The sequence below is a fragment of the Rhizobium sp. P28RR-XV genome, assembly GCF_012641385.1.
Classification (GTDB): Bacteria; Pseudomonadota; Alphaproteobacteria; order Rhizobiales; family Rhizobiaceae; genus Rhizobium.
Genome location: NZ_JABAIG010000009.1, coordinates 186,620 through 200,377, shown reverse-complemented (window position 1 = coordinate 200,377; position 13,758 = coordinate 186,620). Strand labels below are relative to the sequence as shown.

The 13,758-nt window shown below is 61.5% G+C and carries 13 protein-coding genes; 8 read left to right on the top strand and 5 right to left on the bottom strand.

What is annotated here, in order from left to right; translation table 11 throughout:
* Positions 1-143: 143 nt before the first annotated feature.
* Together HGP12_RS20290 and HGP12_RS20285 are read left to right on the top strand one after the other, a co-directional pair.
* Positions 144-1,040, top strand: coding sequence for a LysR family transcriptional regulator (locus HGP12_RS20290; RefSeq protein WP_168840924.1), 897 nt, complete (start codon positions 144-146; stop codon positions 1,038-1,040).
* A 29-nt stretch (positions 1,041-1,069) separates the two neighbouring features.
* The gene (locus HGP12_RS20285) at positions 1,070-1,633 is read left to right on the top strand and encodes an O-acetyl-ADP-ribose deacetylase (protein WP_168840925.1); all 564 of its coding nucleotides are present in this window, start codon (positions 1,070-1,072) and stop codon (positions 1,631-1,633) included.
* A 3-nt stretch (positions 1,634-1,636) separates the two neighbouring features.
* Here the strand turns inward: HGP12_RS20285 and HGP12_RS20280 are convergent, their stop codons facing one another.
* A complete protein-coding gene (locus HGP12_RS20280; RefSeq protein ID WP_168840926.1) occupies positions 1,637-2,800 on the bottom strand; it encodes an adenosylhomocysteinase in 1,164 nt (387 codons plus the stop codon).
* A gap of 126 nt (positions 2,801-2,926) precedes the next feature.
* On the bottom strand, positions 2,927-3,832 hold the full coding sequence (locus HGP12_RS20275; RefSeq protein ID WP_168840927.1) for a LysR substrate-binding domain-containing protein: 906 nt from the start codon (positions 3,830-3,832) through the stop codon (positions 2,927-2,929).
* A gap of 264 nt (positions 3,833-4,096) precedes the next feature.
* Here HGP12_RS20275 and HGP12_RS20270 point away from each other — a divergent pair, with 264 nt between their 5' ends.
* The 3 genes from HGP12_RS20270 to HGP12_RS20260 all read left to right on the top strand — a co-directional run bounded on the left by HGP12_RS20270 (position 4,097) and on the right by HGP12_RS20260 (position 7,035).
* Positions 4,097-4,594, top strand: coding sequence for an NUDIX hydrolase (locus HGP12_RS20270; protein WP_205926568.1), 498 nt, complete (start codon positions 4,097-4,099; stop codon positions 4,592-4,594).
* A 96-nt stretch (positions 4,595-4,690) separates the two neighbouring features.
* On the top strand, positions 4,691-6,226 hold the full coding sequence (locus tag HGP12_RS20265; RefSeq protein ID WP_168840928.1) for an inorganic phosphate transporter: 1,536 nt from the start codon (positions 4,691-4,693) through the stop codon (positions 6,224-6,226).
* 71 nt (positions 6,227-6,297) lie between these two features.
* Complete coding sequence (locus HGP12_RS20260) at positions 6,298-7,035, top strand: 16S rRNA (uracil(1498)-N(3))-methyltransferase (protein WP_168840929.1); 738 nt, start codon at positions 6,298-6,300, stop codon at positions 7,033-7,035.
* 4 nt (positions 7,036-7,039) lie between these two features.
* Here the strand turns inward: HGP12_RS20260 and HGP12_RS20255 are convergent, their stop codons facing one another.
* A complete protein-coding gene (locus tag HGP12_RS20255) occupies positions 7,040-7,654 on the bottom strand; it encodes a LysE family translocator (protein ID WP_168840930.1) in 615 nt (204 codons plus the stop codon).
* Positions 7,655-7,897: 243 nt separating this feature from the next.
* On the opposite strand from HGP12_RS20255, the gene HGP12_RS20250 reads away from it, so the two are divergent.
* From HGP12_RS20250 to HGP12_RS20240, 3 genes are all read left to right on the top strand, one after another.
* Positions 7,898-9,271 carry a glutamate--cysteine ligase gene (locus HGP12_RS20250; RefSeq protein ID WP_168840931.1) on the top strand — a complete coding sequence of 458 codons (1,374 nt, stop codon included), beginning with the start codon at positions 7,898-7,900 and terminating at the stop codon, positions 9,269-9,271.
* 135 nt (positions 9,272-9,406) lie between these two features.
* Complete coding sequence (locus HGP12_RS20245; RefSeq protein ID WP_168840932.1) at positions 9,407-10,276, top strand: DUF937 domain-containing protein; 870 nt, start codon at positions 9,407-9,409, stop codon at positions 10,274-10,276.
* A gap of 127 nt (positions 10,277-10,403) precedes the next feature.
* Positions 10,404-11,282, top strand: a complete 879-nt coding sequence (locus HGP12_RS20240; protein ID WP_168840933.1) for an aldo/keto reductase family oxidoreductase — start codon at positions 10,404-10,406, stop codon at positions 11,280-11,282.
* Positions 11,283-11,290: 8 nt separating this feature from the next.
* On the opposite strand, the gene HGP12_RS20235 is transcribed toward HGP12_RS20240, so the two are convergent.
* Entirely contained in the window at positions 11,291-12,889 is a 1,599-nt protein-coding gene (locus tag HGP12_RS20235; RefSeq protein WP_168840934.1) for an ABC-F family ATP-binding cassette domain-containing protein, read from the bottom strand.
* A 150-nt stretch (positions 12,890-13,039) separates the two neighbouring features.
* Positions 13,040-13,618: a dienelactone hydrolase family protein gene (locus HGP12_RS20230; RefSeq protein ID WP_168840935.1), complete on the bottom strand. Its 579-nt coding sequence runs from the start codon at positions 13,616-13,618 to the stop codon at positions 13,040-13,042.
* Positions 13,619-13,758 lie beyond the last annotated feature (140 nt).

The window sequence follows — 13,758 nt, the reverse complement described above, 5'->3', positions numbered from 1 at the left end:
TACTTCTTTGATCCTAGAGCGGATTCAGATTTTAGGTCGAACAGACCTTAAATCATCCAGCTCTAGGTGCATTACAGGCTTAGCGCTTTCCCAAGTTTGGAGCAAATGATAAGCATTTATTCCAAAACAGGAAATAATCGTGCATGACCAATTTAGGAGACCTGGAAATCTTCGCCAGCGTCGTCGCAACGGGCAGCATGTCGCTGACCGGCCGCGCGCTCGGTTTTTCGCCGGCCGTGATTTCCAAGCGCATCAAGCGCCTCGAAGACAGGCTCGGCACCCGGCTTCTGCAGCGCACCACGCGGCAGATTTCGCTGACGGAGGCAGGCCAGGGCTTCTACGACCGCGTGCTTGCCATTCTCGCCGGGCTGGAAGAGGCGGAAGCCTATATTGCGGGACGTTCCTCCCAGATGCACGGCACGCTAAAGATTTCCGCTCCGACATCCTTCGGCCGGCTGCATATCGCGCCGCATCTGCAATCCTTCATGCAGGCCCATCCAGACCTAGCGATCAATCTGGTGCTGAGCGACGAATTCGTCGATATCGTCGGCGGCGGCTTCGACCTTGCCATCCGCATCGCGGAGCTCACCGATTCCAGTCTCGTCGCCCGCAGGCTTGCGCCGGTGCGCCGCGTGCTCTGCGCTTCACCAGCCTATATCGATGCCCATGGGATGCCGGAGGATATCGAGGACCTGCGTCGCCATACTTGTCTTCCCGCGCACAATCACGACCCCTGGCGGCTCGACGGCCCGCAAGGCAGCCTCACTTTTCGGCCGGAGGGCAGACTGATCACTAATTCCAGCGAGGTCGTCCGCGAAGCCGTCATCGCCGGTCTCGGCATTGCCCTGCGCTCGACCTGGGATGTCGGGCCGGAGCTGCGCAACGGCCGTCTCGTTCAGGTCCTGCCGGCCTATGAAGGCTCGCACAATGTCACGCTTTCAGCCGTTTACCCCAGCCGGCAGTTCCTGCCGGCGAAAGTGCGCGTCTTCATCGATTTTCTCGCGGAACTTTATGGCCCTGTTCCCTATTGGGAGCGATAGAAGCACGCTTGAGGATGGAGGAGATCAACATGTCCGCGCCCGAGATCATTCGTTCTGATGTTACCTCCACCTCGAAGACGCGCTTCACCGTGGCCCTCGGAGATATCGCCAGCCTTCCGGTCGACGCCATCGTCAATGCGGCCAACAGCAGCCTGCTCGGCGGCGGCGGTGTCGATGGCGCGATCCATCGCGCCGCCGGGCCGGATCTCCTCACCGAATGCAGGACTCTGAACGGCTGCAAAACCGGACAAGCGAAGATTACCGCGGGATATCGCCTGCCGGCAAAGCATGTGATCCACACCGTCGGTCCCGTCTGGAATGGTGGCGATCGTGGCGAGGAAGAACTGCTCGCCAGCTGTTATCGCAGCAGTCTCGCTCTCGCCCGGGAACGCGGGGTCAGAACCATTGCCTTCCCCGCCATCTCCACGGGCGTCTATCGCTTTCCCGCCGAGCAGGCGGCCGGGATCGCAATCCGCACCAGCCTTGACGAAAGCAAGGATGGCGCCTTCGAGGCGATCATCTTCTGCTGTTTCGGCGACGACATGGCGGCGCTCTACGACCGATTGCTGCCGCGGGAGCTGGCCGGAACCTGAGGCTTACCGCGCCAGGTCGAGATAGGCGGAGGCGACCAAGGCGTCGATATCGGCCGGAACGGGGATGACGCAAGCTTCGCCACCGAGGCCGCCCTTGGCGACCCGCTCCAGGCAACGGGACTGCAGCGTAAAGCCGAGATCCATGGATTCGATGGTATTGCCGAGCGGACGCGGACCGGCCAGATTGGCCATGTGACCGCCGCCGAGAATATGGAAGGTGCGGCCGTCGCGCATGCGGATCGTCTCGATCTGCTCGGCTTCGTAGCAGTCGATGCCGGCGACCTCGGGACTGTTGCGGAAGCCTTCGACATCGATCTCATGCGGGAAGTGGCCGCCATTCATCAGGATCGCACCGTCCTTGATCAGCGGCAAATCCGCCGTCGTGACGATATCGCGGAAGCCGGTAACGGTGATCAGGATATCGGCGGAGCGGATTGCCGCTTCGCGCAGCGGCGTCGAGAAGCCGTCGAGATGGGCTTCAAGCGTTGTAACCGGATCGATATCGACGACGCTGACTGCGGAAAACGCATTGCGGAAGCATGCCGCGGTACCCTTGCCGCAAGCACCATAACCGAAGACGGTGACGCGTTTGCCATTGGTGGATCGATTGGTAAAGCGCAGATAGCTCTCGAACAGGCTCTGCCCCACCGCATGTCGGTTTTCGGCGAATTGCTTGATCGGGCTGTCGTTGATGACCAGGATCGGCATGTCGAGCCTGCTGCGCATCGGTATGAGCCGGGCCCGGCCGGATGTGGTTTCCTCGGTGCCGCCGAGCAGATTGTCATAGGGCTTATCGGCCGCGCGGGCGAAGAGATCGCCGCCATTGTCGAGGAGCAAATCCGGCTTTTCCGCCAGGATCGCATCGAGGCTCGCGCCATGCTCCTCGGCGTCGCGGGTCTGCGTCGCAAAGACCTTTATGCCCTTCGCCCGCAGGTAGTCGACCGTTTCGGGCTGCGTGCTGTTGAGATTGCCGGTGCAGACGAGGCCGGCGCCGCCGGCGCGCAGCGTCATCAGCAACGCGACCGTTTTCGGCTCGAGATGGATGCCCGTGCCGATGGTCAGGCCGGCAAAGGGTCTGGTGTCGCGGAATTCCGCCGCCGTGGCCGCCAGCAACCGGCAGCCCTGGGCAACCCAATCGATGCGGGAAAGAGAAGAAGACTGATCCATGACGCGCTCCTGCCGGCTGGTTCCATATGGCGATCTGGCATGGCGGGAGGTTGGCTGTCGATGGACATTGCAATGCCTCACATGGCAGAAAATCTGCCATAGAGATCCGATCGGACAGATGGCCTGCTAAGCCTGTTCGGCCCCTGCCTTGCTCAGCCAATCGGCCAGCCGGACGAGAGCCGGATCCTTCACATCGCCGCTGCGGATACTGAGGCTGTAGCCGGCCGGTCTTCGAATGAAGCCGTAAGGTGCCACCAATGTGCCGCGATCGATATCGTCACCGACGGCCGTGCGCGGCGCGATGGCAATACCGAGCCCTGAGCGAGCGGCTCCGATCGCAAGCAGCAGATCCTCGAATTCGCGATTGCCGGCGAAGCGAATGGGTACGCGGCCGCTTTCCACGAACCAGTCGCTCCAGAGACTTGGAGCAGAGCGGCTTGCAAGCGCCACAGCATCGGCAAGTGCCGAGACATCGGCCGAGAGGCCAAGGCGATCGGCGAGTTCCGGCGTCGCGACCGGCCCGAATTCATCCTCCATGAAGCGGATCGCGGTGATATCACGCGTCGGCCGGTATTCACCGCCCATGATGACGGCCTCGAGATCCGGGCGCTTGGCCAGAGGCTCCACCGTTGCCATCGGCACGATATCCATATCGATGTCCTGAAGCGCTGCCTGCAGGCCGGCGGCGCGCGGCATCAGCCACCAGATCGCGAAAGCCGAGGGCACGCCGAGCCGGATGGACCGCCTGCCTTCGATCGAAAGTTCCGCCGAAGCCCGTGCCAGGATGCCGAGGGCGACACCGACCGAATCGGCGAATGCCTTGCCCTTCGCCGTCAGCACCAGCCTGCCATTCTCCCGATCGAACAGGGCGATACCGAAATGGGCTTCCAGCAAGTTCAACTGCTGCCTGACGGCGCCGCGCACGACCCCGAGTTCATCGGCGGCCTTCAAAATGCTGCCGCGCCGCGCCACCGCATCGAAAGCGCGCAATGCATTCAGAGGTGGCAGACGTCGGGATGCTCGTTCGGACATGACAAGAATTTATCTTTTTTCCCAGTATGATAGCGGCACCATTCAAGCAACTGCACCATCTGCGGCATAAAAATGCTGTTCAATGTCGTTTTCAGCACAATGGCTGGCGAATATCAGAAAACAAAACTTTCGTTTTTTAACTACGAAGCACTGAATAAATTTGTGGGGAAATACCATATAGCGTCATATATGGCGCAAATTTTTTCCACACAATGTTATTATGCAACTCAAGCGTCACTCCAACACCCAAAGGTGATCCGACAATTGGCCTTTCTCAATCGCATAGCGAATGATGTGCAACTTATGTTTCGGCGCCCGCCGCGACAGCAATATGCTGCGCTCTGCTATCGATTGAAGAAGAAAACGGGCGATCTCGAAGTGTTGCTGCTGACCAGCCGCGATACCGGCCGCTGGGTCATTCCCAAGGGCTGGCCGATGCCGGGCAAGCTTTCCCATGAGGTCGCCGCCCGCGAGGCCTATGAAGAGGCCGGCGTGCGCGGCACGGTGGAGACGGAGCCGCTCGGTTCGTTCGGTTACGACAAGGTGCTGAGGGACGGCATTCAGGTGCCGTGCCGCGTGCAGGTCTATGCACTCGAAGTCAGCGAGCTCGCCAAGAACTTCAAGGAAAAGGGCGAACGTTCCCTGGAGTGGGTCTCCTACGAGACGGCGGCCGAACGCGTTCGCGAACCGGAACTGCGCGAGATCATTCTCGCTTTCGCACAGCGGATGACGGCGACTCCCGCCGCAATCCAGGCGAAGTAAGCCATATTAGCCACAAAAAACTGTGTCAGTGTGCGTGACGGATATTGCGCGCCTCATCGGTCAGCGCGATACGAGAGTTTTAATTCAGAGAATTGCATGCCCGACCGACCGGCCACACCGATAAAAAGGACCCTCGACAAGGACCTCGACAAATTCACCTATGTCGAGGACGCGACCCATCACGTCGCAAGACGCCTTGTGGCGCCGGGTATCGGCTTGATCTTTCTCGGCCTCGCCATGGTCTTCGCCGGCATTTACGTGTTCGATCAGCCGCGCGCGACATTGATCTTTGCCGCCGTTGGCCTTGCCGGCTACATGGCCATGAACATCGGCGCGAAGGACGTCGCCAACAATGTCGGCGCGGCAGTCGGCGCGCGCGCGATCACCATGACCCAGGCGCTGGTCATGGCGGCCATTTTCGAGATCCTCGGCGCGACGATTGCCGGCGGCCCGGTCATCAATACCATCTCGGCGCATATCGTCGACACCAATCGCATCGTCAGCATCGGCAAGCTTGCCTGGCTGATGATGGCGGCATTGCTCGCCGCAGCACTCTGGATCAACTTCGCAACCTGGTTGAAAGCGCCCGTTTCGACCACGCATACGATCGTCGGGGCTGTCGTCGGCGCGGGAGCCGCAGCCGTCGGTCCCGAGCTGGTAAATTGGAACGTTCTCGCGGCGATCTCTGCAGGCTGGGTCGTGACGCCCTTCCTTGGCGGCGCTATCGCGGCCGGCATCCTGTTCTTCATCGAGAGCTTCATCGTCTATCGCGACGACAAGATCGCCGCCGCCAGATACTGGATCCCTATTCTGATCGGGTTGATGGCCGGCTCGTTTTCGGCCTATCTCATTGTCCAGCTCGAGCCCAAGAATGCCATCCCGAACCTGCTGAACCTCGCGATCGGCATTATCGTCGGCATGATCGCCTGGCTGGCGGCGCGACCGCTGGTGGCGGCGCAATCGGTCGGGCTCGAAAACAAGAACAGTTCGCTGCGCAAGCTTTTCCGCCTGCCGCTGATCTGCTCGGCGGCGCTGATGTCCTTTGCGCACGGCGCCAACGATGTCGCCAATGCCATCGGACCGCTGTCGGCGATCGTGCGCGACATCGGCCTTGGCGGCTCGCTCGGCGTGGTCGCAGAGACAACCACCCAGAAGGCGCCCTTCTGGGTCGTCATGATTGGCGGCTGCGGCATTTCCGTGGGTGTGCTGCTTTACGGCCCGCGACTCATTCGCCTGCTCGGCGAGCAAATCACCAAGCTCAATCCGATGCGGGCCTACTGCGTTGCCGTATCCGCGGCGCTCACCGTCATCGTCGCGGCCTGGTTCGGTTTCCCGGTGAGCTCGACCCACATTACGGTCGGCGCGGTTTTCGGGGTCGGCTTCTTTCGCGAATGGTATACCGTCCGTTCCAAGCGGCGATTTGCCTATATGCGCAAAAAGGCGGAAGCCGCGGGCATTCCCTGGCTTGAGCCGGAATCCGCGGACGAGCGCAATCCCGATGAAGTTCATCGCCGGCGGCTGGTGCGCCGCTCGCATTTCATGACCATCATCGCGGCGTGGGCGATCACCGTGCCGGTCGCGGCCATGCTTGCCGCCGCCGTATATTGGGTTATGGTCGCACTCTTCATTTAGGGCGGTTCGGCTTCTCACCGGGTCTTCGAGCCGCTCCATCTCACTGCTCTAAGCAATTCCGGGGGTAATCCATGCGCGCCAACTTCCGCATGCAGCGGCTGTTCGTGACTGCAGACATCAAGGCAGGCGTCGCCATCGAGGCCGACCAGGATCAGTTCAACTATCTTGCCAATGTTCTGCGCCTGGAGGATGGCGCCGAGCTGCTCATCTTCAACGGCCGCGACGGCGAGTGGAAGGTAAGCGTCTCCTTTCCCTCGCGCAAACGCATCCTGCTGACGCCGATCGAAGAAACACGACCGCAGCCGGCCCCATCCGACCTGCATTATCTCTTTGCGCCGCTGAAGGTCGGGCGGCTTGATTACCTCGTGCAGAAGGCCGTGGAAATGGGTGCGGGTCTGCTGCAGCCGGTCATGACGCAGCACGTCCAAGGCAAGATCACCAATCTGGACAAGGTCAGGGCCAATGTCATCGAGGCGGCGGAGCAATGCGGCATTCTTAGCATTCCCGATGTCGCCGAGCCGGTAAAGCTCGCCGACCTGCTCGCCCGCTGGCCGCGCGAGCGTCGCATCATCTATTGCGACGAAGGCGATGCCGGGCAGAATCCGCTGCCGCTGCTGACGCGGGTCAAGGAGAAGCATCTGGCGCTGCTGGTCGGCCCCGAGGGCGGTTTTTCCGAAGAGGAGCGCGCGCTGCTGCGCAGCCTCGATTTCGTCAGCGCCATTCCGCTCGGGCCGCGCATCCTGCGTGCCGACACGGCGGCCGTCGCGGCCATGGCAGTGATCCAAGCGGCGATCGGCGACTGGAACTGAGCGTTCACTCCAGGACCGCAACGACGGTTGCAACGATCAGCAGGATCGCCAGCGATATGTTGACGATCCGCGAGACTTTCGGATTTTGAAGGAAGCGGGACAGGGAAGCGCCGACAAGAAGCCATACCATATGGATGGCGACGATCATTCCCGTCAGCAGCACGACCTTGAGGGCTGCGTCCAGCAGCCTTCGGTCCTGAAACAGGCTGACCCCGGCAAAGACGGCAGCAATCGCCAGGTAGGCCTTGGGGTTGGCGACGGCCAGCAGGAAGCCGCCGGAGAAGGCCGGAACCGCGGCCCGATCGTCGCGGCGCGACAGCGGCGGCGCCGTGGCGATCTTGAAGGCGAGATAAAGGATATAAACGGCTGAGATCGCCGTCAGCAGGAAGGCACCGTGCGGCACCGACAGCAGGATCGCAACGACACCGGCTGCAACGGCGAGCAGGACCATGACAGTGCCCGCGATAAGGCCGGAGACGTAACCGAGCGACCGCCGGAAGCCATAGGCCGCCCCCATCGCCGTCGCGCTGATCGTCGAGGGGCCAGGGCTTCCCATGATGACCAGCGAGGCCAGAAGCAGCGTCAGTATAGGATAGTAAAGGGCGTTCGTGCCGTTCATTGATATGCTCCGCTTGACGTCAATCGAAGCAAAACTATCCGTGCTCACGGCGAGACGTCTTGAACGCTTGTGCAAATATACCGGCGGCCGGCACGGCTGTGATGCACTGGCGAGACACAAAATCCTATTTTTTTGAACGACCCTTGAAAGAAATTCACTTGCACCGTACCTCAATCCGCGTCAATCACCCTCCTATTGACCTGCGGCTTGCGCGGGTGCTTCTCCGAGATCTAAGGTAATACCATGGCGCGCGATACCACCGACCAGACTCCGCTCTCCTCGGTCTCGGAAATGACGGCCTATCTGGCTGCCGGCAACAAGCCGAAAGAGAAATTCCGCATCGGCACCGAGCACGAGAAATTCGTGTTCTTCCGCGCCGACAACAGCCCCGTGCCCTATTTCGGCGAGGCCAGCATTTCCGCGCTCCTCGAAGGGCTGCAGAAGAAAAGCGGCTGGGATCCGATCATGGATGGCGACAACATCATCGGGCTCGGCGAGCCCACCGGCATGGGTGCGATCTCGATCGAGCCGGGCGGCCAGTTCGAACTGTCGGGCGCGCCGCTCGAAACCATCCACCAGACCTGCAAGGAATCGAACAACCATCTGGCGACGGTGCGCGAGATCGCCGAGCCGATGGGCATTCGCTTCCTCGGCGTCGGCGGCAGCCCGAAATGGACGCTCGCCGAAACGCCGCGCATGCCGAAATCGCGCTACGAGATCATGAGCCGCTACATGCCGAAGGTCGGCACCAAGGGCCTCGACATGATGTACCGTACCTGCACGATCCAGGTGAACCTCGATTTCTCCTCGGAAGCCGATATGCGCCGCAAGATGCGCGTGTCGATGAAACTGCAGTCGCTGGCAACGGCGCTCTTCGCCTCCTCGCCCTTCACGGAAGGTAAGCCGAACGGGCTTTCCTCCTGGCGCGGCGACATCTGGCGCGATACCGACAACCGTCGCAGCGGCCTGCTCGATTTCACCTTCCGTGACGATTTCGGCTTTGAAGACTATGTGAAGTGGGCGCTCGACGTTCCCATGTATTTCGTCGTTCGCGACGGCCGCTATCACGACTGTACGCATGTCACCTTCCGCCAGTTCATGGACGGCGCGCTGAAGGGCGAAATCGCCGATTGGGAACCGACGATGGGCGACTGGACGAACCATCTCTCGACGCTGTTTCCCGACGTACGCCTCAAGCGCTTCCTCGAAATGCGCGGCGCGGACGGCGGCCCCTGGCGCCGCATCTGTGCGCTGCCGGCCTTCTGGGTCGGCCTGCTCTATGACGACGAGGCGCTGACGGCCGCCGACGAGCTGACCAAGGACTGGAGCTTCGACGAGGTCAACGCGTTGCGTGACGTCGTGCCGGCGCAGGGCCTGAAGGCCGCGATCAAGGGCCATGGCCTGCTTGACGTGGCGCGCGAAGTGGTCGGCATTTCCCGCCTTGGTCTGAAGAACCGCGCGCGCCTGAACGGCGACGGGCAGGACGAAACCGTCTTCCTTTCGCCGCTCGACGAAGTGCTCGCCAAGAAGGGCACGCTCGCCGACGACCTGCTGATGCTCTACAACGGCCGCTGGAACCAGTCCGTCGAGCCGATCTTCGAGGAATATCAGTATTGATATCCGGTCGGCCGCCGTCATCGCCTCGATGAGATGACGGCAGAAACCGGTATGCGCTCTCTTTTTTCCGCTATAGTATCGTCATAAAGCGCCGCCTGATTCCGAAGCGGCCTCATAGCGGGGAAAGGGACTTCGATGCTGCCACTCTTCGACATGATGATGCAGGCTCAGAACGGCGCCGCCACGGAGGCCATGGCCAAGCAGTTCAATCTTGCGCAGGAGCAGGCGACGAAGGCGATGGCCGCGCTGATGCCGGCATTTTCTTCCGGCTTCAAGCGCAGCGCGACCGATCCTTACAACTTCGTCGGCGTCATGCAGGACATAACGTCAGGCAACTACGCCAAATACTTCGAGGATATGACGAAGGCCTTCACGCCCGAAGGCATTGCCGACGGTAATGCCGTGCTCGGAAGGCTGTTCGGCTCCAAGGAGGTTTCCCGCGCGATTGCGGCGCAGGCTGCGCAGATTACCGGCATCGGCCAGGAGATCTACAAGCGCATGCTGCCCGCCATGGCCGATACGCTGATGGGCGGTCTCTTCAAGGAAACCAGCGGCCAGATCTCACAGATGGCCAATCCCTTCCTCAATACCGATATGGGCGAGATGATGCAAAGCTGGCTGCGGAGCATCGGCTTCGCGCCGAAGCAGCAGCCGACGCCGCAGGCGAGCATCTTCGACAATCCCTTCACCCAGGCGATGGAGCTGATGTTCGGCGCCGATTCGGCCAAGCGCGAAAAGCCGGCGCAGACCAATCCGTTCCTCGACAATCCCTTTGCCAGAGCTTTTCAGGACATGATGAAGAACTTCCCGATGCCATCAGAGCCGCCGAAGGAAGAACCGAAGGCCAAGCCCGCCGCCGGCGTCGACATGGCCGCCTACACCGAGATGTTCAACGCCATGTTCGATAGCGGCCTGGAAGTGCAGAAGAGCTATCAGAAGAACATGGAGGCGATCTTCGACAGCTATTTGAAGACGCAGGACAAGCCGGCACCCAAACAAGAGTGACGGCGGGGATCGTCACTTTCGACGCCTGTCGATTGTTCGCAATTCCGCACAGCCCGTGCGCATTGCGCCCGCTTATCATACACTGAGACTGAGCCTATTTCTGCTTTCATCTTGAAAGGAGATAGCCATGTCCAGCATCGATCAATCCGGCGGCTTTACACTTGGGGACCGTAAGGTCAAACGGCTTGGCTACGGCGCCATGCAGCTCGCGGGCCCCGGCGTGTTCGGCCCGCCGAAGGACCATGACACTGCACTGGCGGTTCTGCGCGAAGCGATCGCCTCCGGCGTCAACCATATCGATACAAGCGATTTCTACGGTCCGCATGTGACCAACCGGCTGATCCGGGAAGCGCTCCACCCCTATCGCGACGATCTCGTCATCGTCACCAAGATCGGCGCGCGACGCGGCGCGGATGCATCCTGGCTGCCGGCCTTTTCCCGGGAAGAGCTGACACAGGCGGTGCATGACAATCTGCGCAACCTGGGACTGGATGTGCTCGATGTCGTCAATATCCGCATCATGTTCGACGTGCATGGTCCGGCCGAAGGGTCGATCGAAGCACCCCTGACAATCCTGGCCGATCTCCAGCGGCAAGGTTTGGTACGTCACATCGGGCTCAGCAACGTCACAGCCAGCCAGATCGCCGAGGGCCGCCGGATTACGGAGATCGTCTGCGTACAGAACCAATATAATCTTGCCCATCGCGCAGACGACGCCCTGATCGACACGCTTGCCCGCGACGGCACCGCTTATGTGCCCTTCTTCCCGCTCGGCGGATTTTCGCCGCTTCAGTCCTCGGCCCTGTCCGATGTGGCTACCCGGCTGAACGCGACGTCGATGCAGGTGGCGCTCGCCTGGCTCTTGCAGCGCGCACCGAACATCCTGCTCATTCCGGGCACATCGTCGCTTGCCCACCTCAAGCAGAATATCGCAGCCGCCGAGCTGAAGCTGCCGGAGGATGCGGTCGCGGAACTCGATCGCATCGCCGGCGCTGGCCACGCCTGACGCGATCTTCAGCTATTGGAGACAGTTCGGGCAGGCAGCTCGAGCCGTCTCTCGATTCCGATGTTATCGAGAAACACCTCATCATGGCTGACGACGAGAAGCGCGCCGTCATAGGCGCGCAGCCCGGCTTCGACCGCCGCAATGGAATCGATATCCAGATGGTTGGTGGGTTCGTCGAGAATCAATAGCGAGGGCGGCACTGAGCCGCCAAGCACGCAGGCGAGCCCGGCACGCAGAAGCTGGCCGCCACTGAGGCTGGAAACGACCTGCAGCGCGGCATCGGCCCTGAACATGAAGCGCGCCAGGGCGGCACGGCAGGCATTCTCATCGGCATTCGGATTGAGCTTGCGGAAATTGTCGCGGATCGACAGCGATGGGCCGAGGAGACTGACCCTCTGGTCCAGTAGAGCGGAACGGACGACCCGCACCGTTCCGCTCCAGGGTTCCAGCGCACCTGATATCAGCGCCAGCAGCGTCGTCTTGCCCGAGCCATTCGGCCCGGTGATGGCGACGCGCTCCGGTCCGGTGATGACAAAATCAAAATCGCGCAGGATCGGCCGTTCAGGTTCGTAACCGGCTGTGACGCCCTCCATCCGCAAGACGATCCTGTTTGCCGGCAATCCCGATGTCGGCAGCTTGACGGTCAGCGGCTGCAGAATCTCGATCTTTTCGCGGGCGGCGGCGGCATCCTGCAGGACCTGAGCGCGGCGTCGTTCGGCGAGCCGCGTATTTTCGCCGCTCGTCATCTCGCTTCGCTCCTTCATCCCGCCGAGCAGGATGCGCGGAATGCCGCCCTTGGCCGCCATCTTCCGGCCCGCCTTGTCCCGCCGGGCCTGTCGCTCGACGGCCGCCTGCGCGCTCCTCTCCACTTCAGCGACTCGCTTCTCCGCCTCGGCGAAATCATGCTCGGCGGCGGAAAGCTCCAGCGCCTTGCGTTCACGATACTGGCTCCAATTGCCGCCATAGCGCGAGGCACCGAGCGATGTCAGCTCGACGATCGCATCCATGGTATCGAGCAGCTCCCTGTCGTGGCTGATGACGATGGCGCCCGCCCTCCAGCCGGAGAGCAGATCGATCACCGCGGCGCGACCATCGCGGTCCAGATTGTTGGTGGGTTCATCGAGAATCAGGAAATCGGGATCGTCGACGATAAGGGCTGCAAGGCCGCAGCGCGTGCGCTGTCCGCCGGATAGCGTCACGAGGGGCGTTTCCGGCGTGACGTCAAGCCCGACGCGGTCAAGTGCCGCGGCGATGCGCGCCTCGAGCGTCCAGTCCGCCGAGGCGAGCTCTTCATTCGTCGCTTCGCCAGCTTCCGCGCGCTTCAGGACGGCAAGGGCTTCGCTCGCATCGAAGAGATCGGCAACGGTTTCGTCCGCCCTCACCTGCACGCTCTGACGCAGGATGCCCAATCTGCCGTTGAAGGAGATGCTGCCGGATTGCGGCAGCAAGTCTCCGGCGATGAGCTTTACCAGCGTCGTCTTGCCGACGCCATTGCGGCCGACAAGGCCGGTGCGCTCGGCGCCGAAGCTCAGATCGAGATGGGAAAAGAGCGGCCGGCCGTCAGGCGTGGACCACGAAAGATTGGATAGAACGATGGATATGGGCATGAGCAAGAATTTCCCTGATGGCAAGGCTGAACGGCATTGCGGTCGAGGTGGAATCCATTGCTGCACACATCCTGTTGGTATTGCTGATGCCCATAAACTAAGCGGCGAGCGGCTTCAGTTCAAGTCCGGCGCGCAAAGTCAGAGGCAAGTTCAACCCTTGGCGTCGATGGCATCCAGGAAGTCGATGACGCGCTTCCAGGTAAGATCGGCCGCCTTGGCGTCGTAATCGGGCAGGCTGGTATCGGTATAGAGGTGGCCGCCGCCCGGATAGGTGAAGACTTCCGCCGATATGCCGGATCGGTCCGCCGCCTGCCGCCAGGCAGCAACCTCCTCCGCCGGTTCGAACGGATCGGGGTCGGCCAGATGAAGCTGCAGCGGCAGGTTCTTGCGGGCATTGTCGGCAATGGTGGCAAGGCCATGCAGCAAGAGGACACCGGCCGTCTTTTCCCGTTTGGGCCAGAGGCTGGATGCGACGCCGGCACCCATCGAAAACCCGGCAAGCACGGTCGATGCCGGCAGGCCGGCCAATGCCCATTCCGCCCGCTCGCAAATCGTCGGCCAGCCAATCTCATCCTTGAATTCGAAGCCCTCTTCGATCGATCGGGCAATCAGCCCATCATAGAGATCCGGCGCGAAAGCCTTGTGCCCCGCGGCCTGAACGCGCTCGACCGCCTCATGCTCGAGCGAGCGCAAGCCGTAGACGGAGTGGAAGAAGATCACCGTTGCCATCGTCGAATCCCTGCTATCTGATCACATGAAGATAAGACAATTGCTGCCGGAGGCAACTTGTCCGCGTATGATCCATTGCGAAAACACGGTCTCCAGAAAGAAAAAACCCGGTGTTGGCCCTTAGGCCGAACACCGGGAAA

Bases quoted from the DNA above. Each gene is read 5' to 3' on its own strand.
- HGP12_RS20290 (WP_168840924.1), top strand. From the start codon at position 144: ATGACCAATTTAGGAGACCTGGAAATCTTCGCCAGCGTCGTCGCAACG.
- HGP12_RS20285 (WP_168840925.1), top strand. From the start codon at position 1,070: ATGTCCGCGCCCGAGATCATTCGTTCTGATGTTACCTCCACCTCGAAG.
- HGP12_RS20280 (WP_168840926.1), bottom strand. From the start codon at position 2,800: ATGGATCAGTCTTCTTCTCTTTCCCGCATCGATTGGGTTGCCCAGGGC.
- HGP12_RS20275 (WP_168840927.1), bottom strand. From the start codon at position 3,832: ATGTCCGAACGAGCATCCCGACGTCTGCCACCTCTGAATGCATTGCGC.
- HGP12_RS20265 (WP_168840928.1), top strand. From the start codon at position 4,691: ATGCCCGACCGACCGGCCACACCGATAAAAAGGACCCTCGACAAGGAC.
- HGP12_RS20260 (WP_168840929.1), top strand. From the start codon at position 6,298: ATGCGCGCCAACTTCCGCATGCAGCGGCTGTTCGTGACTGCAGACATC.
- HGP12_RS20255 (WP_168840930.1), bottom strand. From the start codon at position 7,654: ATGAACGGCACGAACGCCCTTTACTATCCTATACTGACGCTGCTTCTG.
- HGP12_RS20250 (WP_168840931.1), top strand. From the start codon at position 7,898: ATGGCGCGCGATACCACCGACCAGACTCCGCTCTCCTCGGTCTCGGAA.
- HGP12_RS20245 (WP_168840932.1), top strand. From the start codon at position 9,407: ATGCTGCCACTCTTCGACATGATGATGCAGGCTCAGAACGGCGCCGCC.
- HGP12_RS20240 (WP_168840933.1), top strand. From the start codon at position 10,404: ATGTCCAGCATCGATCAATCCGGCGGCTTTACACTTGGGGACCGTAAG.
- HGP12_RS20235 (WP_168840934.1), bottom strand. From the start codon at position 12,889: ATGCCCATATCCATCGTTCTATCCAATCTTTCGTGGTCCACGCCTGAC.
- HGP12_RS20230 (WP_168840935.1), bottom strand. From the start codon at position 13,618: ATGGCAACGGTGATCTTCTTCCACTCCGTCTACGGCTTGCGCTCGCTC.